This is a genomic window from Phycisphaerae bacterium (assembly GCA_018003015.1).
In the GTDB taxonomy this organism is placed as follows: domain Bacteria; phylum Planctomycetota; class Phycisphaerae; order UBA1845; family PWPN01; genus JAGNEZ01.
Genome location: JAGNEZ010000046.1, coordinates 34,178 through 53,427, shown reverse-complemented (window position 1 = coordinate 53,427; position 19,250 = coordinate 34,178). Strand labels below are relative to the sequence as shown.

14 protein-coding genes are annotated in these 19,250 nt (G+C 64.0%); 5 read left to right on the top strand and 9 right to left on the bottom strand.

Annotation, left to right across the window (positions count from 1 at the left end; genetic code table 11):
* Window positions 1-109: 109 nt before the first annotated feature.
* The 4 genes from KA354_17835 to KA354_17820 all read right to left on the bottom strand — a co-directional run bounded on the left by KA354_17835 (window position 110) and on the right by KA354_17820 (window position 5,052).
* On the bottom strand, window positions 110-583 hold the full coding sequence (locus KA354_17835) for a hypothetical protein (protein ID MBP7936504.1): 474 nt from the start codon (window positions 581-583) through the stop codon (window positions 110-112).
* A 129-nt stretch (window positions 584-712) separates the two neighbouring features.
* The gene (locus KA354_17830; GenBank protein MBP7936503.1) at window positions 713-997 is read right to left on the bottom strand and encodes a hypothetical protein; all 285 of its coding nucleotides are present in this window, start codon (window positions 995-997) and stop codon (window positions 713-715) included.
* A gap of 327 nt (window positions 998-1,324) precedes the next feature.
* Window positions 1,325-3,352, bottom strand: a complete 2,028-nt coding sequence (locus KA354_17825) for a hypothetical protein (protein ID MBP7936502.1) — start codon at window positions 3,350-3,352, stop codon at window positions 1,325-1,327.
* Between the two features lie 164 nt (window positions 3,353-3,516).
* The gene (locus KA354_17820) at window positions 3,517-5,052 is read right to left on the bottom strand and encodes an alpha/beta fold hydrolase (protein ID MBP7936501.1); all 1,536 of its coding nucleotides are present in this window, start codon (window positions 5,050-5,052) and stop codon (window positions 3,517-3,519) included.
* A gap of 61 nt (window positions 5,053-5,113) precedes the next feature.
* On the opposite strand from KA354_17820, the gene KA354_17815 reads away from it, so the two are divergent.
* Both KA354_17815 and KA354_17810 read left to right on the top strand, forming a co-directional pair.
* The gene (locus KA354_17815) at window positions 5,114-7,390 is read left to right on the top strand and encodes a hypothetical protein (protein MBP7936500.1); all 2,277 of its coding nucleotides are present in this window, start codon (window positions 5,114-5,116) and stop codon (window positions 7,388-7,390) included.
* Window positions 7,391-7,509: 119 nt separating this feature from the next.
* Window positions 7,510-8,658, top strand: coding sequence for an SDR family oxidoreductase (locus KA354_17810; GenBank protein ID MBP7936499.1), 1,149 nt, complete (start codon window positions 7,510-7,512; stop codon window positions 8,656-8,658).
* 66 nt (window positions 8,659-8,724) lie between these two features.
* Here the strand turns inward: KA354_17810 and KA354_17805 are convergent, their stop codons facing one another.
* From KA354_17805 to KA354_17795, 3 genes are all read right to left on the bottom strand, one after another.
* The gene (locus tag KA354_17805) at window positions 8,725-10,083 is read right to left on the bottom strand and encodes a BNR repeat-containing protein (protein ID MBP7936498.1); all 1,359 of its coding nucleotides are present in this window, start codon (window positions 10,081-10,083) and stop codon (window positions 8,725-8,727) included.
* Window positions 10,084-10,434: 351 nt separating this feature from the next.
* Window positions 10,435-11,220 (bottom strand): DeoR/GlpR transcriptional regulator, encoded by a 786-nt coding sequence (locus tag KA354_17800; GenBank protein ID MBP7936497.1) that lies wholly within the window; start codon window positions 11,218-11,220, stop codon window positions 10,435-10,437.
* Window positions 11,217-12,596, bottom strand: coding sequence for an aminotransferase class III-fold pyridoxal phosphate-dependent enzyme (locus tag KA354_17795; protein MBP7936496.1), 1,380 nt, complete (start codon window positions 12,594-12,596; stop codon window positions 11,217-11,219). Before KA354_17795 ends, KA354_17800 begins: the two co-directional genes overlap by 4 nt.
* Before the next feature lie 351 nt (window positions 12,597-12,947).
* On the opposite strand from KA354_17795, the gene KA354_17790 reads away from it, so the two are divergent.
* Entirely contained in the window at window positions 12,948-13,364 is a 417-nt protein-coding gene (locus KA354_17790) for a hypothetical protein (GenBank protein ID MBP7936495.1), read from the top strand.
* Window positions 13,365-13,468: 104 nt separating this feature from the next.
* The gene (locus KA354_17785) at window positions 13,469-14,056 is read left to right on the top strand and encodes a TetR/AcrR family transcriptional regulator (GenBank protein ID MBP7936494.1); all 588 of its coding nucleotides are present in this window, start codon (window positions 13,469-13,471) and stop codon (window positions 14,054-14,056) included.
* Between the two features lie 334 nt (window positions 14,057-14,390).
* Here KA354_17785 and KA354_17780 read toward each other — a convergent pair whose 3' ends face one another.
* Entirely contained in the window at window positions 14,391-14,792 is a 402-nt protein-coding gene (locus KA354_17780) for a hypothetical protein (GenBank protein ID MBP7936493.1), read from the bottom strand.
* 382 nt (window positions 14,793-15,174) lie between these two features.
* Here KA354_17780 and KA354_17775 point away from each other — a divergent pair, with 382 nt between their 5' ends.
* Window positions 15,175-16,512, top strand: a complete 1,338-nt coding sequence (locus KA354_17775; GenBank protein ID MBP7936492.1) for a hypothetical protein — start codon at window positions 15,175-15,177, stop codon at window positions 16,510-16,512.
* A gap of 174 nt (window positions 16,513-16,686) precedes the next feature.
* Here the strand turns inward: KA354_17775 and KA354_17770 are convergent, their stop codons facing one another.
* Window positions 16,687-19,029, bottom strand: coding sequence for a glycoside hydrolase family 99-like domain-containing protein (locus tag KA354_17770; protein ID MBP7936491.1), 2,343 nt, complete (start codon window positions 19,027-19,029; stop codon window positions 16,687-16,689).
* Between the last annotated feature and the right edge of the window lie 221 nt (window positions 19,030-19,250).

Genomic DNA, 19,250 nt, shown 5'->3' with positions numbered 1-19,250 from the left:
TGCCGGCCTTATCCGGAGAATCGTGTCGGCGTCCATGCCCAGGGCCTCCTGTGTTCGAGTTCCACTCGAACTACCCATCGGCTGGTCGCATGAGGTTTCTTGAGCTTTCTTAGCGTTGTAGTACTAGCTGCCCCAGGCTGCACCCGACCCAATCCACCGCCAGCCACACCGGGGCGATCCCATGCATGGCTAGCCGGTACACGGCGAAGAGTGTCACGGCCGCCGCCACCGACAGGATAACTCGTCGGTCATGCTCCAGACGCCCCGCAGCCAGTAAGGCCAGCACCACCGCCGCGACCAAGACGTTCACCCAGCCCAGCAAAGAGCAGCTCAGGGCTGCTGCCAGAATGACGGCCGCCGCCGCGAGCACGCATCTCGCCGCCGTTCCGCCCCGAAGGGGCCAGGCCCACGCCACTGCCGCTCCCAGCAGGATCCAGGTCAACACGTGGCGCAGCGGGTGAGCTAGTAGGCCCGTCGAGCCAGCCGCCAGCCACGCAGCCGCCAGACCCGCCGTCGCGACCGGCACCAATCCGTGCCCAGGTTCGGCCCACGAAGCAGCGTTGTCACGAGGTCTTGGAATCATGCGCGTTCGCTTCTATCACCGGCGCGAGACAGACCACACACTCGCCCCACGCATTCACAAAAAGGGGGGACGGTCTTGTGCGGACCGCCCCCCTAATCGTTCTACACGATGACCACGGTCAGGTCCAGGTCAACCTGAGGCCGTCGGACAGATCGTGTTCAACGTGGGACACTGGGTCTCCGCCGTCGGACACTTCGTTTCCACAACCGGACAACGAGTGGGTTCGACCGCGCCTGTGGCGGTCACCACCGGCGGGTTGGCCGTCGCATACACGCCACACGAACTCCGCATCGAGGCCAAGGTGTCGTCCAGCGTGCTGGCATACAGCCCGCTGTCTCCCCTGGCCGTACTGACGCCCAGGGCGGAGACTACCACCAGGCAACAACACATACAGAGCCACTTCTCCAGTCTCATGATTGGCCTGCTTACGTGCGTGTACCACAACCTCCAGAGAATGCCGCAGACTCCTTCGGCAGGGAGATGATGGCCGAATTGAAAACACCTACCTCTGAGACTTCTATTGCCATCTATATAGGACTAATTCCCTCGAATCAAGGAAGAAGCCGTCTCTTTACAGGTCTTTACGCAGGCACCGCCCTGCTGCTCCTGGCTTTCGACCAGGGAAACGAAGACATGCCGGGAGCCTGGAGCACACAGCCAATCATAACCCAAGACTGTTCAAGGGGATACAGCCACCAGCGATGGGAGAACTGGGGGCAAAGCGTGGGGTTGGACGATCCGTCACCGGCGTCCGCCGACGATCAGAAAACGCGAGCTGTGAGCCGGCAACGCGATGCGATACTGACCCCCGCTGACTTCAGCTGCCACATCGACCCGACCCCGATCCGCATCGGCCAACCACCCCCCAACCGATTCTCCCAGACGAACGGCTCCCTGATATGCCTCGTGGCCGGCGTTGGCCACAAGCAGAATCCTCCGCCCCTCGCGTTCGAATCGGCCCACGACGATTTGCGTGGAAGGCGGGTCAAGCCGGCCGTCCCGGTACAACTCCTGCAGACGAGTCATCTGGAACGGTCGTGGGGAGGCGCCGCCTTCCATGACCAGGCCGCCAGTCTTGGCGAATGCCTCCACCACGGCCGCGGCCGCCGAGGGCAGGGCGACGTCCTCGGGTAGAACCAGCGCCTGGATCTTCTGACCACCTATGACCATACTGCCGTTTCGCACCTCCGCGCCGGCCAGCAGCTCGTGATCGGCCAGCACGAAGCCAATCTGCGAGGTCAGCATCCGCCGGCCCAACTCACCGAACGAACCGACGATCTTCTGCATGCGTGGAGACTGCGCCTCGATCTTGATTGGCTGAGCAACTGGCTTGTATTCGGCCCACAGATCGGAGATGGGGTAGTAGAGGGCCACACGCACGGTCGGCTCGGCCTCGCGAAGCAAGGCGTTAAGCCGGCCCACATACTCGCAGTACGCACGGTAGTCCGCCTGGTCCTGCTCCGGCGCGTGATCCGCCACAATCGCTCCCAGTGTTCCATAGTAGAGCGTGAACTCGGTCACGCCCAACGCCGCCTGCCATGCGGCCGTTGCCTGTCGGCCCGCCAAAGGAACCGGCTTGCCGCCCCCCAGTGTCTGCGCAAAATCACTCACCTCGGTCATGACCTTCCGGCGTCCGTGTAGCCAAGCCGCCGACGAAGGCAGCGAAGCCGTCAGCCAGCCGCCATGGAGCACAGTGGTCGGATCGGAACTCAGCATGTCCAAGCCGGGAATGTCCATCCGCCCGAGCATCTTCAGACTGTTGCCTTCTAGGGCGGGATGAGCCACCAGCTGCTCTTCGTGGAGAATGTGTCCGGAGGAGGCTATTCCGTGCTTGCCGCACCAATCCTGGATCGGCCCGTAAAACCGGTCGGCCAGCAGGTCCGCGATCATCGCCCAGTATTGTCGCCGGACCCGGCGATCCGCGTCGCTGTCACCCTCAAACAGGCTCTTTCTGGCCGCCATCAGGTCTTCGTTGTAGCATTCGCGGTACTGATCCGGCAAATCGCTCGCCCACGGAACCGAGGGCAGCGGCTTGACGCGCTCGTCCATCGGGTCGACCACGCGGACCTTCTTGCGAACCTGCTCGCCCAACTGGCCGAGGTTGACCGTCATAAGCGACGGCTCATCAGTGAATGTTGCCCGAATGGTCTTGCCGAAGTAGGCTTCGAGTCGTGCGTAGTACGCCTCGTGGGTCAAATCGATGAAGCAGCGCATCGCATCCGCGTCGAGCAGATTGGGATACCGCCGGGCCGCGTAGAAGTTGTTCGAGGCGTGGGTATGCTCGTACGACCGCCGTACAATGAACGGCTCCGCGCCGGTGGGATCATAGGCTAGGGCAAGCGATTCCCAGTCAGCGTTTCTCTTGAGCACCAGCCCGCCGGCGGCCGCGCTGGGGTAACCGTCCTCGTCGTACAGCCAGACCACCATGCCCAGCTTGCGGCAGGCCTCGACCGTGTCGATCAATGTCTTCCAGTGCGGCTCCGAGTTCATGTACCGGTTGAAGTTGACATTGCAGACGATGCCGCCCAGCCCGGACTGCTGCACCCGTTTCATCCCCTCGAGGCTCGCCATCTGGGCCGACGGCCCGTGGATGATCTGTAGAGGGCGCAACTCGGCAGGCGGATCCGCCCATGCCTGAAGCCATGTGGCCGGCCAGTCAGGCCTCGGATCGGCGGCACGCACCGGCCCGAAACACGCCAGGGCCAGGCTGAGTCCGCAAACGCACGAAATCTTCCCGTGGCGGCTCGGGAGCAGGTGATCCAACGACATGCGAGTGAACCTCCTTGAGGTCGGCGAACGAAAGCCCAGCGGCTCAGTGCGGCCGCGATTCTAGGCGGACGAATCCTACGACACCAGATCCGCGAACACCCCGCGACATCGTGAACTCGCCCCCACGGAGTTCGACGTCGCCAACCCAATGCTCGTGTCCTTCCTCACGGGGTCCGCAGCACTCTCACCTCAGCAAGGCGTTGATGATTCGCCGCCGCCCCCGTCTCCGGATCAAAGAAACTGACAATCAGGCTCCACGCGTAGTCCCTGTTGTACGGAAAGAACCCGATATGCCCCCCGCCGCGAAGGATTAGGGCCGCCACGTTCGGATTGTCCGTCGTGGCCATCACGTCGGCCACGCTCTGGGCCATGGTGAACGGATCGTTGATCGCGTGGACAATCAGTGTCGGTACACGGACCGAGGACAGTTTGTCGTCCCACGGCAGGTCGCAATGCGGCACGAAACGCAGAAAACGATATCCGTCCACAATCGGCATTCCCGAACTCAGCGGCGACTCGGCATACTCATAGGCAATCAGCCGGCGCAGGTTGCCGTTGACCTCGGGATGCTCTTTCATACGCATCCGATCGGCCATGACCGTCTGCATCGCATACAGGGAAAGAGAAAGCCATTTGCTGTGCGGGCGATCAGCCTCGTCCACGATCCGCTCCCAATCCAGCACCGTCGAGAAGGTGATGACCCCGGCCTCGAAATGGGCCCGCGGCGCCACCGGATCAAGGCGGCGAGACATCTCGTCGGTAATGCTCGGATGATGTCCACCACACCCCTCGTACCAGGCGGCCAGCAGGGCGATGTTGCCCCCCCAGCAGAAGCCGATCAGACCCGTGCGCCGGACCTGGGGGTACGTGTCTTGCAGCCACTCCGACACCTTCAGCAGGTCAAGCGTCTCGAGCACGCCGAACGTGTAGCTGACCTCCGGGTACCGGGCCTCGGTCTGACCGTGCCCGCGGATCTCCAGGGCCAGGACGTGGAAACCGCAGGCCCGCAAGCCCATCGCCAGATCGCGGGTTCGGACCACGCCATTGTCGCCCCAGATCCCCGGCAGCAGCACAATGCAGTCTGCGGTCCTGATCTGCCCGTTCCGCTCCGCGAAACCCAACCGCCCGCACAATCGCACCCCGTCCGTCACGGGAATCCATCGGTCCTCGAAGCCCGGCCATGGCGCCGCCGGGTTGTCGATCGCGTACCCGGGCGCAGCCGCCTGGTAGGAATGCACCAGGGCGTTGAAGTTCCTCAGAATGAGACCCAGGTCCGAGCGCCGCTTGCCCAGGGCGGCATAGACGTCCACCGGCAGACCGCTCGCATCGGTCATCCGCTCGGTCAGCAATACACGTCGCCCCCGTCGGGTCAGCAGGCCTTCAAGACGCCCATGGCACCGCGCCAGCCATGCGCGGGTTGACAGGGGGGGGGCCGCCCCCGGATTCAAACCCGCCGAGCCGGTCATACGGACCACCTTCGCCGAATCAAGCGGAAACGACTTCTCGGCAAAACAGCCCGAGCCAGCCACGACCAAGGCCAGGGCGGCCAAGAACAAACCCGATCGCGAGACCTTTACGCCCAATACTCCGCCCCGATCTCCGCCGTTGCGGCCGGCCGTACCGAGAGGTACACTATGCCCTGCAGCGCCGGCCGTGTTGAACGCCGCAACGTACCGAGGCTGAGTCCAACCGTTGAGCATGTCTTCCGACCTTCCCTCCCAACCTAGCACAAGCTGCCTGCCCGGCCCTGCGGCGAGAGGTATGTCCACGTTCACCTACAACCTGCTCGTTATCCTCATCCTCACCGCGGCCACGCTGGCCGCCCACGGCTGGTCCCTCTTCGACGGACTCTATCTGGACGATCACCTGCACCGGCTACGCTTGGCCGACCACAACTGGTCACCGGCCGCCCTGCTCGACGCGGCCACGATCAAACCGGACGAGTTCATCGACTCCTGGTGGCAAGAAAAGCCGATCTTCTGGCAGTACCTTCGCCCCTTCGCCATCCTCGTGGCCAAAACCGTATACCAGCTTTCCGGTGGGAGCGTCAAGGCATGGCATGCGATCAGCCTCGTTCTCCATCTGGCCAACGCCTTCATGGTTCATCGCTTGTGCCTCTGGACCACTCGCCGGCGATCCTGGGCCGTGGTCGGGGCACTCCTGTTCATCGTCTACTCGCACAACGTGTTCGCCGTCGCCTGGCTGGCCGCCCAGAACATCGTGCTGCAAACCTCCCTCACCTTGGCCGCCTTGCTGTGCTACATCAAGGCCTCGGGCCTCGATGTCTTCGGTGGAAGCAGACCAAAACACTACGGTCGGTGCGTGCCCAGCGACCCCGATCGCTCACCCGCACGCCCGCCATTGCACCGCGGTTTCCTCGCCGCCACCATTCTCCTCTGGTGCCTCGGCCTGCTCTCGCGCGAGAACGCCATCGTCCTGCCGGTCTTCTGCGTGGCGTTCGACCTGTGCTTCGGCGGACGGCACCACGTGCGGGCCCGGCTGCCCGGCTACACGGCCATGGCTCTGCTCGGCATCGCATTCCTGTATGGGCGGATGGTCCTCTACTATCACCCCATGCCGGACTTCTACGTTCGCCGGTTGGACGGGGACACCCTTGAGTACGGCCTGTGGCTGCTGGCCAAACTGCTGCACTTCTTTACCGCGGCCGTCTGGCTCTCACCCATGACCATCGGCCCCAGCGGACGCTACAACCCGTTCACCGAGGTGCCCGGCGACTGTGCCCTCATGCTGGCGATCTTGGGCATCCTCGGCAGTGGCTACTACCTCGCCTGCCGTCGGACCCGCGGCTGGTGGATCTGGCCGTTGTGGATCCTGCTCTCGCTGTTGCCGGTCGTCCAGGTCGTGGCCACACCCTACGTCGGCTACATGCCCAGCATCGGCTTCGCGGTGGGTATGATCCTCGGCCCAGCGCTCCGCCAGGAGGCTCCTTCCAGCAGGGTCACAAGGTGGAGCAAAGGGGTGGCCATCTGGTTCCTCATCGCGACGACCATCTACATGCCCATCTACCGGCCGATGTGGTACTCGCACCTGGCCGCCGAGAGAAGCACCGTCCAGTACGTCCTCAACGACCCGCCGCCCAAGACCGCCACCGACCTCTTCTTCCTCAACCTGCCATTCACCAACATCTACGCCCGTCTCCACCTCCAGCATGCCTGGGGTAAGGACGGACTCCAGCGCGGTGCGGCCGCCGACTACCTGGGAACCGTTGGGCCCTCCTTTCGGCCGGATCTCCTCGACCAGGGCCCATCAAGCCCGTTCCTCTGCCACGCTCTGACCTATTGCCCAGACCTGCTGCGGATGGACCGCCCCTGCCGGTTGGAGCAACTTGACCCCCACACCTTCACCCTGACCGTCGAGGAGCGAGCCTACTTCAGCGGAGCACTCGGCCGATTCCTGATCGAGGGCATGACCGACCACGGCCGATTCCAGCGTGGCCAGACCTTCAAGACCGAGCACTTCCAGGTGACCATCGCCCAGGCCGACGAACAGGGCGTCTGGCAACTCAAGTTCCGCTTCCACCAACCTTTGGCCAGTGACCGGTTCACCTTCTACCTGGGTACCACCGAGTGTGCCGCGGCCCGGGTGCGCTTCTGGGGGCCCGGCGGCCCGCCACCCGCCACGCCACTGACCGCCCAGGTCACGAGCCCGGCGGACATCGAGGCAGCCATCCGGCTGATCGAGGCTGGGCAAACCCAGGCCGCCGATCTCGTCTTTGCGGGCTCAGTCTCCGATAACAGAGAAATCCAGACAGCGGCCCGGCATGCGATCGCCACGGTCATCAAACCAATCGCTCGCCGACAGGGCTGCCCGGTCATCGTCGCCCCACCGGATCGCTTCCGGGCTTGGTGGCACGAGAACGTCAGCGAGGACACGCTCCTGGCCCGGAGTCGGGACAGCGAGCACTTCGCCGCCCTGCGTTGGAGTCGGGACCGGCTGTTCCGAATCCGCCAGACCGCGAGCTACATCATTCGGAGTGACTTGTACTTGACGGGGCCTCCGTTTCCAGGACCCCACTGAAAGGTTGGCGTGTCGCTGACCTTCGGTTAAGATTGCTAGATTGGCCCGGCACCCCGCGTAGGGGGCCCTCTGTGGGGTGTGGGCTTCCCCATGTGTTCGGAGTTGGACGCGCCTTGAGCATGAGAGCCGAGCATCCACGTACTACGCTCATGACCGGGAGCACCGGTTTCCTCGGACACTACGTCCTCCGCGACTTGCTGACCCGAGGCCATCGGGTGGTAGCCGTCATTCGTGCCCCGCTGGCCGACAGTTCCGGGCGCCTCCTGGCCCTGCTCGCAGAAGTCGGCCTGGACGCGGGCCCGCTCATCGAACAGGACCGACTCGTGCTCGTCGAGGGCTCGCTCCCCGACAGGTTGCCCGAACCTTACTGGGGACCAACCGACGACATCCTCCATAACGCCGCCAGCCTCCAGCTCTTCTCCAACGGCAACGGCGACCCGCATAAGACCAACGTGGGCGGCGCCGAAGCCATCGTTCGCTGGGCGGAAGCCCACAGCGTCCGCCGCATCCACACGGTCAGTACCGCCTACACCTGCGGATGGAACACCGGCGTCATCCTGGAACAGTTCCACGAACCCGAGCCCGAATTCCAGACCGACTATGAACGAACCAAGTGGCAGGCGGAGATCCTCTTCAAACAGTGGGGCGAACAGAACGGCCGGACCCTCACCGTCTTCCGACCGAGCTTCCTGGTCGGCGACTCCGAAACCGGCTATACGACCCAGTTCGGCGGCTTCTACCAGTTCGCCCGGCTGGTCGGTGTGCTCAAGCAGCGGTACTTCAACCCCAACAATGGAGCCCGCACTTTCATCCCCCTCCGCGTCCCCGGCAAACCCGATGATGTGCAGAACCTCATTACCGTCGACTTTGTCTCCCGGATCATCGCCGAGGTCATCCTCGCCCCTCAGTACCACGGCAGGATCTACCACCTGACCAACCCCGAGCCACCGACCAACGACTTCATGAAGCGATGTTACGAGGACTACTACGGCCTGTACGGCGGCTACTTCACCGACCCGAACGAGGTCGTCGGCAAGTGCACCCAGGCCGAATCGATGCTCTGGGACCAGTATCACCTCTTGACGCCCCGCGTGGTACACACCCCACACTTCGACACCACTAACACCCGCCGGCTTATGACCGAACGCGGCATCGAACTGCCTCCCCTCACCCGGGAACGCGTGCTCATGCTCTTCGATTGGGCCGCCGGCAAGGGCTGGGGCCGAGCCGCCGGCAACGGCAAGAGCAAGGGCGTGTCACTGGTCTGAAATGAGGTGTTGACGCAGGCTTTCAGAAGTCAGCGTCGAAGCCCCGCCCTCCCCGTCACGCCTTCCTCATTCCACCTCCCGCACCTTCACCAGCCTCAACATCGTCGGCGCCGGCGGCGGCCCTTCCCTGGCTCTGTCGCGATTGGCGGGCAAAGTCTCCCATCGCAGCATGTAGCCCACGCCGGGCTCACCAGACCGACCTTCATCATCCGCCCAACGAATGGACATACCCGAATCCCTCGACTCCACCCGGGATAACGCAGCCCCTGCCTTGGGCACGGCCGGCAGGGTGGCAATCCGCTTGAGGGTCTCCGACTCCAAGACCCATCGGCCGGAGCCGGCCTTGGAGTGCTGGAACGTCTGGACCAGCCGACCGTCGGGCTCGGCCTTCACCGGGCCGATGCGGATCTCGGAGCCAATCGAGCCGCCCCCGCTGAAAACGTAGCGGTAATCCCATTCGCTCACCTGGAAAGCCTGCCAACGGCCGCTTTCCTTGCGAGCGTTGTAAGTCTGGGTAATGCCCTTCTCGTCGAACTTGTAGAAACTGATGACCGGCCGGTCCTCGGCATCGAAGCCGAGCCGGACGTTGCCGTTGAGGGCCCCGCCGCCCGCAGGCACGGGATCGACGATTTCGGCCGCTCTGAGCATGATCGGCAGCTTCAGCGGCGTACCGTCGCTCTGCTCCCAGTGGACGAGATCGCGGCTGCGAGCGTAGCAGATGTCATGATTGGTGGCACAGTCCGGCGTATCGCGCCAGATCCAGCAGAGGTGAAACACCCCCCTTCGGTCGCGCTGGATCAGATCCAGATACGCGTTCATCTGACCCTCACCATCGGTCAGCGGCGTATCCAGGAGCCGCCGCCAGGTTCGCATTCGCGGATCATACACATTAAAGATCTGGTTGCCGTTGCCGCTGCCGCCGTCGCGATAGGTGAAGATCAGTTCGCCCTTGGATCCTTTGAGGAACCGCGGATAGGTGGCCCGCTTCTCCTCGCTGCCCACCATCCCGGCAATCCGCCTGAAGGTCTGGATGTCGCCGGGCTTCTCCGTGCGGAAGTACACCAGCGGAACGCAGTGCATGTTGCCCGAAAGGTGCAGATGACCGGTCGCGTCGACCGCCATGGTCACGTAGTTGTGGCTGTCCCACTTAATCGTCTCAGGCAGCCGGGTGTAGCTCCACTCCTTTTCGGTCAACCGCCGCGCGGCCACGGTCATCTGCCGCTGATCGTCGTAGTAGGCGGTATACTGGCGACCCTCATGAGTGAGCAGGCAGAACGCCACCGGATGCCCGGACCACACCGGCCCGAGTTCCAGCGTCTGCTCGACGACCGGCTCGGCCGGGGCCAATTGCGAAACGGCGGCCGGCAGGGGGGCTGCGGCAAGGATGGTGAAGAGCAACGTGGGATAGACTGTGGTTTTGAGCATGGGGAAATCATATCCGACCGGCGCGGCAACCTGTAGGCCTGAATCGACCAGCCTCAACTTGAGAATCGACCATGGAGAAGGAAGAAGGCGTGGATTCGCCGGTCAGCTTCGATGAAGTTCAGCTCAACGCTGGTGCGGACACCACCATGGTCTCTGGTTCCACCCATTCTGGGGCGATGCGTCAACCGCTGGCACCGACGGAGGCTCGGACTGGCGCGGCACCAGTGTGCGGGGCCCCGTCTCGCGGGGACGGCCACGCGCGGTGCAACACGTGCCGGACCTCGCTGAGGTCGGTCATCGACCGAGGCTCGGGCCGGTCCAACCGCGAGCTGCCACGACCGGCGAAGACCGCTATCTCGTCCTGTCTCTCCCGTTGCCGGCCTTGATGACCCGCACTCCAGCCCGCCTGAGGTCCGTGGCCAGATTCCTCTGAATGCCCTCGTCGGTGATGAGTCCCTCCCAACTCCCGGCGTCTCCAAAATGCATCAGGGCGGTCCGCCCCAGCTTGGAGCTGTCGGCTACAGCGTAGGTTCGCTGGGCCGAGGCGGCCATCCTGGTCAGTATTCGGCCAACTTCAATCGAATCGATGTACGCATGACCCTGGCTGTCGACCGCATCCGCTCCAAGGAAGGCAACATCCGCCCGAAGATGCTCCAGATTGGTCTCGGTCAACGTTCCCACCAAATCAGGGGTGCCGTGACGAAGCAGGCCGCCGAGCAGCAGGACCTGCACGTTCGAGCAGAACTGCAGTTCGGACACGATCGGCAGGGAGGTGGTGATGACCGTGAGGTCCTTCCTCTCCTTGAGGCGTGTCGCCAAGGCCAGGGTCGTGGTTCCCGAATCGATGATGACTGAGTCGCCGTCATGCACCAGTTCGGCCGCCACAGCGGCAATCGCCAGCTTGGCCTCCTGATGCCGATGGGCGCGATTCAGAAACTGGAACTCGAATGAAATCCGCTGCGCGAGAGTAGCCCCCCCATGGGTGCGAACCACCCGCCCCGCCGCCGCCAGTCCCCGCAGATCGCGACGGATCGTCATCCCGCTGACCTGCAGCCGCCGGGCCAGAAAGCCCACCGAGCACTCGCCACGAGTGGTCAGCATCTCGATCACCTGACTCTGACGCGACGAGGCATTCATGGGAGCAGGTCTTCCAGCCTGCCGAGCAGGTAGTCCACGATCACATCGTCCGCCGGCAGGGCCAGCTTCATGAGAACCGTGCTGTGCCCGGGACGCGAGGCATGAACGCGGGTCCAGAGCCCGCCGGCCAACGCTCGGCGATGGAAGTCTATCGCCTCCTGGGCACGCTTGAACTTGATGCCGGCCAAGTGCCGCTTGCCGCGGACCTCCGCCATCACGTCGCCACGGCGGCTCACCAACGCTCTGAGGCCGGCCATGAACCGGTCTCCGACCGCCGCAAAACGGGGAGCGTCGGCAGCAATCATCTCCAGGCAACGCAACCCTACGTAGCTGGCCAGCGGGGCACTGCCGTTGGTGTTGATCGCATCATACTGCTTGAGCACATCGTTGCGGCTCCTGTAGATCACCGCCGCCAAGGGGTGGAACCCCGCGGTCATGCCTTTGCCCACTATGACCATGTCAGGCGTGAAACCGAGCGACCGATAGGCAAAAACCTCAGGCTGCCAGAAGCCGGTCTGGATCTCGTCGACACACATCAGCGCCCCGGTCTCGCTGCACCAACGGCGGGCCAGCTGAAGGTAGGTCGGCTCGAGGGCGAGCGCCTCGCGGTTCATCAGGATCGGCTCCGCCCATAACGCGGCCACCCGCGAGCCATACGCCCGAAAGACCCCCTCCAACTGGTCCGGGTCGTTCGGCTCAACCGTCACAATCTCCAGGTTGCGAATGTAGCGCTTCCACATGCCCCTCATGTACTGCGGCACCATGTCCGTACCGTGATAATGACCGTCAAGGACGATCAACGCAGGTGTGGCCGTCGCGGCGTTACGCCGCTCCCAGCAACATAGCTGAATCTTCAGGGCCGCTTCGCATGCGACCGATCCCGTACAGATGCCGAGCAGCACGGTATCCAGCCGTTCACGCTCCTCCGCTGCGTTGGCCACGGCGACCAGACGATGAGCCAGCCACTTCACCGGCACCTGGGGAATGTCCGCGTGGTTATCCCAGACAATGCCGGCCTCGACCGCCTCCTCGACCGCCGCGAGCAACTCCGGCTGGTTGTAGCCGAAGAGCATCTGGTAGTGCCCCGCGGTACAGTCCAGGTACAGCCGCCGCTGCTCGGTGAGGTAGAATACCCCCCGTCCGGTAAGGAAATCGTCGGACAGGCTGCTCTTGTCTCCGCCGTAGGAGTCCTGCAGGGCCGACCTGTCGATCGGCTGAACGACCGGCACCTCCTCGATCACGGAGCCCACGCGCCGGCAAAGCCCGGCCGGCGACTCGCCATCGAGAAACCGCAACCCGGCGCGCATCGCATCCCGGATCCGCGCCCCTCCAGGCCCCAACCTGCCACCCAGCTCGCCCAATCGCCTCGTGTTCATTTGTGTTCAATATAAACACCATGGCCCAGGTCGTCAAACCACCCTCACCACGGTGTTCCACCGAGTTAAAGGGACGTTCCCCCCAAGAACCGCCGGAACCCGCCCGAATCTGCGGCCTATCTCGCTTGCCGGGTCTCTTCAAAGCGCGGTAGAATAAGGTTGATGGCCTTCGTCGGAGACTCCTCGACCTCAGTCCCCAAGACCAGGGAGAACGCCGGTCGGCGCCCCCTCGGGTCCCAGGAGGCAAGCCTACATGGGCCTTCCACTCCGCCATGGCTGGCAACAACCGAACGGCTGGAGCACCCTCTGCCGCCCGATCGCGTCCGGCAACGCCGCCGCCAGGTCCTGGGCATGCTGTTGGTGCTGGTAGTCACCGCTGTCCCGCTCTGCCTGCTGGTCATGTGGTCGCGAGACCGGACCACCGTCTTGGTCCGCCTGCGCCCGGCACGCGAGGCCCAGGCCGCGTTCCAGAGCCGCATCGACCACTTGGGCCTCCTGCCCGCAGAGGCAGCCGAACTCGACAAGGCCGGCCTGTACTACTTGTTCTCCGACCCGGGCGACCGAGAGTATGCCCGCCAATGCCGCGAGAAACTCGTCATCGCACACGGCGCTGCCATCAGCCTGTACTTGGCTAACAAGTCGCGGATCGTCATGACCTGTGAGAAGGGCAGGATCGAAGTGTCGCTCATGCCTTCCCTCGAATTGATCCATCTCCTGGAGCGGCAGACCACGAACATCAATGCCTACTTCAATCAGAAAACCCAGTGACTACCCACAGACCTGAGCATGTTCCCCGATCGCGACGAGCCGCCCCCGCGAAAGCCGTGAACCGTGCCTCGACACTTCGCCCTCGAAAAGCCAACGGCCACCGCATGAAAGCCGCCGACCGGCGCAGGCAGTTGCTCGACTCCGCAGCCAGATGCTTCGCAGAACACGGCTACCGCGGCACCACGACGGCCATGATCGCCGCCAAGGCCGGTATCTCCGAGCCAATCATCTACCGCCACTTCAAAACCAAGCACGATCTGTTCATTGCCCTCATCGAGAAGGTCGCCGACGAAGTGTTCGACAACTGGCAGAAGGCCACCCGCAATGCCAAGAGCCCGCTGGAGAAACTCCAGGTCCTCATGTACCAGAACCCGGCCACCTTCGACCCGCGCACCGCCGGCGTCTACCGACTCCTGTTCCACGCTTCCACCGAGACCTCCGAGCCCGCCATCCAGCAGGCCATTCGCGATCATTACGACCGCTACGTCAAGTCCCTTGCCTCCGTCATGGCCGAGGCTCAGAAGACCGGACTGATTCGCTCCGACGTGCCCGCCGAGTGGCTCGCTTGGCAGATCATCCATGCGGCCGTCGGCTTCGCCATGGTCCGCCCGCTGAACATCCCCAGCCACGCCAGCCTCGAGTTCGCCCAGGGGACAATCCGCCTGCTGATCGAAATCCTGACCCGTCGCTAAATGGGGCATTTACCCCCTCCCCGCCCCGCCAACCCGCGATTCCAGACTAACGATCGACCGAATCGCGTGTCTGATCGTGCATAGAGGATCCCTCTCCGGCCATGCGTTGACAACTCCTAACGTTCCTTGTGGCCGGGGTACGTTTCTCGTAGCATCCAGCTTGGGACGGTGATTCTCGCCAGGCGGCACAATTCACCTGCCCCACGCGGAGAAGGACGCCGACCATGTTTTCCGCTATCCGACGCCTGACGTGCCTGGGGGTCATCGCCCTGTTGGCGACTCTCACTCCGGACTCCATCGCGGCCTCCAGATCGCCCTCCAGGGGCGCCGCCCCTCAGATCAGTCGGAGCGCAGCACCGGCACCTCGATCCATCAACCGATCTTCAGGCTCGGCAACCGCCCGCGTCGCCTCGCCGCGAATCTCCGCACCAAGCAGGTCCGCAGCCCCGTCGTTCTCCGGCCGTTCCCCTTCACCCGCTCCGGCGATCACGCGTTCAACACCTTCCGTTGCCGCACCTTCACCAAGTACCTTCTCCCGAGGCAGCGGATCCGGCGGAGTCACCTCGATCCCCAGGATGTTCGGCCCTCGAGCCTCTTCCGCGAGCCCTTCCGGCGGGCGCGACGGGGCAACGATGAGCTCAGCTAGATCCAGTGCCCCGACCAGTATTCTCCGATCGCTTCCGAGCGCCAATTCGTCGCCCCCGTCGATCTCCTTCAACAGGGGCATTGGGAACACCGGATCGCTGCCCTCCTTCACCGGCCGCTCGACGCCGAGCTCGCCACAGGTCTCCACTTACCGACGGCCGGGCGCTAGTCCGTCTTCGGGAGGACCCACCACAACCAACCCGCTGACGTCCGCCCAAACACCCCTCCGCCTCCCAGACATCACCACCGGCACCAAGACCACACAGCTCGGCTCAGTCGATACTTCGCGGCCGATCACTTTCACCTCGACGCGGAAACCGGCATCCAGCGGAACCACGGCCGTCGTGCCTCCCGATCGGTCTTCCTCGACACCGCGACCACAAGGTCCGCCCTCCGCCAGCCCCGGTGCCGGTGGAGCCCGCTCGCTACCCCTCGGTATAAGCCGAGCGCCGGGCGCCGCAACCGGCTCACCCGTGCGACGAGGAACCTCCGGCGGCAGTGTACTCCGTCCCAACCCCAATTATGATCCGGCCCGGACCCCGAGAATCGGCGATCCCGGCTATTGGCCATCGCTCTCACGCGGCGGACATCTCGACCGCCCGGCCTACCACGGACCACGCCCAACGGTGGTTCACCACGGCCATCGTCCCCCACCCTGCGGTTTCGGCTTCTACCGCAGCCGACACTACTGCCCGGTATACTACACACGGTTCTTCGCCTACCCGCTGGCGTCCTACTATGTGACTTCGCCAACCATCGTGCAGGAAACCGTGGTCGTCCCGCAGCCTGTGTACTATCAGCAGCCCGCCTACACCACCGGCTATGCCGCTTCGACGCTGTACTCAACTTCGCCGACCATGCCGTCGTCGGATGCCACCTCACCCTACACCAGCGAACCTTCGCCTCAGCCCACAACGGCAAGCCCGACCGACAGCGGGACGACATCGCCGACACCGGCCGCCGAGAATATCACCGGCCTGGCGGGCCAGCCCGCGCCGGACACCGAACGAGTGGACCCCAAGGGCGAGGAGCTCTACACCCTCATGTTTGAGGGAACCAAGGCCTTCGCCGAGGGCGAATATGACGCCGCCGCTCGCATGTTCCTCCAGGTCACCATGCAGGACCCCGAGAACGCGGATGCCGCTCTCGCCTACGCGGTCGCCCGAATCGCTACCGGTGACTACGCGATCTCGGCCATCGCCATCCGGCGCGGCGTGCGCCAGTTCAAAGAAGTCGTGAACTCCGGGTTCGACATCCGCGAACGCTATACCAACAAGGAGGACTTCGACCGCCACTTCAGGTTGCTGGTCAACTTCGTCTCCCAGCGACCCGACAACGCTGACGGACTCGTGTCCCTGGGCTTTGCCCAGCACTTCACCGGTCAGCGCGATCAGGCTGTGGAGACCTTCAAGGACATCAAGCAGCGCTTCCCCTCGGATGCCGACCTGGCCGAGGTTTTCATCAAGGCAAAGCCGCTGGCCGAGATCCAGCAGCAGGAGGCTGCCGAACAGGGCGCCGGCCAGCCGAGCCAGACCGAGCCCTCGGGCCAGACCGGACAATCCCTTCCATCTCAGCCACCCACAGCGCCGACCCCCGCACTCCCACCCACGCCGAAGGAGGTCAAACCCGTTCCGCCTCAGCAACAGTGGGTCCCACTGGTGCCGAAAAGCCCTGCAACCCCCTCTTCAGGCACGCAGCCCAACGCCTCGACCCCGACCACCGCGCGGCCCTCGGACACACCACAGACACCGGCGAAGTCGAACATAACGACCGAGCCGGTCACGCCAGATCTGTTTGACCTGGATTCGTGACGCCGCGGAGAAACCCTCTCCCACCCCCGCCTGCTCATCTCCCGGACAGGGATCGTCGGCGGACATGGCCCCTGCTGCTGGACACCGGCTTCGGCGGCCTTCGCCCGCCGTCAGGCTGTGGCTGCCGACACTTCCTGAACTCCTGGCCCGATCCGGCAAGACCGTCCGGCGGCATCATGGATGCCGACGCAGATCGTACGGCGCATCGAGCCCTACGTCCTGGGGGGCAACATTGGCCGGCCAGGGTCCACCCGGCGCGAACGTCTCACGGATCGCTTCGATGTCACGGAATCCAAACTGAGCGTTGGGCTCAATGTATGAGCCTTCCCCCCATTCGTTCCATGCCTCCAAAAGCGCCATCTTCTTGCCCGTGGTATCAAGGTGAGTCTTCAGCCGGCCAAGAGCATCTTTGAGATCTTGCGTGCCGCGGGCGAACCGCTGACGGGAACGCGGGCCGGCCCATGGCCGGTCATCCCAGCCAACCGTCAGCAGCGGAATGTAGGCCGCTCCCTCGGCGGCGGCCATGGCCTTCCATACCTCCTCGTGAGCCAAGACATGACTGCGGTAGGCGAACTGGAGCGTCGAGCCGCCCACCTCCGCGTAGTTGTAGCCGGTAACCGAGTCGTAGCCGGCACGACGGTGTGGCTCGAGAACCGAGGCGTCCGGTCCAGCACACGCCCCAATGTGCAGCCCGGGCAAGCCAGCATTCCGAACCCGCGCTCGCATCGCCTCGAACACCGCCCGGGTCTTCTCCGCCGAGCCTAGCTGCGTGATAACCCGCGAGCCGGCAAAGAAACTCACGTAGGGCTTGCCCTCCACGGTCAAGTAGTTCGGCCGGCGGAAGTAGTGCTCGATCCAGTAATCGGTGACGGCCAGCAACTGCTCGGGCGTGTGACCGTCGTACGGGGCATGGTTGGCCCACATCAAGGCAAACTTCATCCGGTCATTGTAGCGGGCCTTGAGGAAACCGGCGTTCAAACCGGCGGACAGTTCTTCCTTCCCTTCTCGCCAGTACCAATCGTACAGAAAGAACGTCAACCCGTTCTCGACCGCCCATTTGATGTGCCAGTCAGCCACCTTGGGGCTGCCCTCCGCATACCAGCCAAGCAGCGAATCGCGCTCCGGGAAGTCCGCTTGCTTCCGCCAGCGAACCAACTGATCGGGCGACCACCCGGGAAAGTAGTAAACCCCGATGTCGTAACCCGTTCGCACCGCCTGCGGCTCAGGGACGTCGTAGCCGTCAACCGGGCGCTCGAGCCGCCTGGCGTCGATGACCGGCTCGTCGATCCGGAGTGTGCGGGTGAATCGCTGCCCGTTGACGGTCAATTCGATGACCAGGTCCCCGGCACTCTTCAGCAGAATCGCCTGGGTCAACTCATGCCGCTCGCCAGGCTCGATCCCCTTGAATGCAATCGGCTCAGCGGCAACCTGACCACGCTCGTTGACTCTGAAGACCGCCGTCCCCGGCGGTACGGCTGGCCCACCCGCATGTTCGAGAACCGCCCGCAGTGTGGCTTGACTACCCGCCCGGTTGACCGGCCGGGCAAAGACCAGGTGACGCAGCCGCGCGAACGGCTTGCTGACGTCGTTCTCCTCGATCACAAGCTTGCACAAACTCAGCGTCGCGGTCGGCGAATTGCCGAACGAGATCGCCAGATGCGTCACCGTCCCTGTCCAGCCGAGGAACTGCCGGAGATCCAGTTCGATCGGACCGGAATGACCTGGGTCCCTGAGGTGAATCGCCTCCCCATACAGCCCGGGCTCCTCCTGGGTCGCCCAATGCAGTCCGATCACATCCTCGCCCGGACAAGCCACATCGAGGCGGAGTACCGAACGCCGCGCGGCGTCAAACGGTCTCACCGAGCTAATGACCACTGCCTGCATACCATGGGCGATGACCTGGAGACCGTCCGACGACTCCTTGACCGTGGCCGCATAGAGCGGACGCCACGACCCGGCCCCCTTGCGGAAATCCCAATCGGGAGCCGGCAGATCACCGGCCATCTCCCTGATACGAATCGCATGAAGCCGACACCTGATCCCCGAAGGCGGGTCGAATCGAAGGCGAACCATACGTTCAAGCTCGCCCCAGAATGGCCAGACCACGATCGTCTGACGACCGGAACCAGGCACCAGGACCGTGCTCATCCACCCAGGTTCGAAGCCGCCGTACTGGCCCGTCGTCTTGTTGGTATAGAAGAGTTCGCCCCGCCCGGCAGCGGAACAGTCCAGGTCAATCTCAACCCACTGATCGTTGGTTGCCTTGGGCAACTCGAAGGAAGGACCGGTGATAATCGGATCGGACCCCACGGCAGTGAAGACCACGGCGTCGGACTCGAAGCCGACGTCGCTGACGTCGCCACTCGGCCTCCAGCCGTTCCACCCCAGCGACAACCCGAACCGCCATTCGACAGGCGACTTCTCACCCGGCGCCGAGACTGCAACGCACGGGACCGAGGTGGTGAGCACCGTCAGGACAACCGACGCGACACCGCCGAGGACATCTCTTGGACTCATGGTCTTCCTCGTGAGGTCAGGCAACCTGCACCATGGACATCAGAACGTACTTGCGACAACGACGGCACACCCTACCCTCAAACGAGACCAGGCGGCAAGGGAGGACCTGACCCAGGCCCATCAGAGAAGGTGCAACGCCGCGCACACCCCGCCGACCGCTGACGCGCACTTGCATCATCGCCCCGAGTCGTGTTAAAATGCGGGCTCTTGGATTCAGTAGA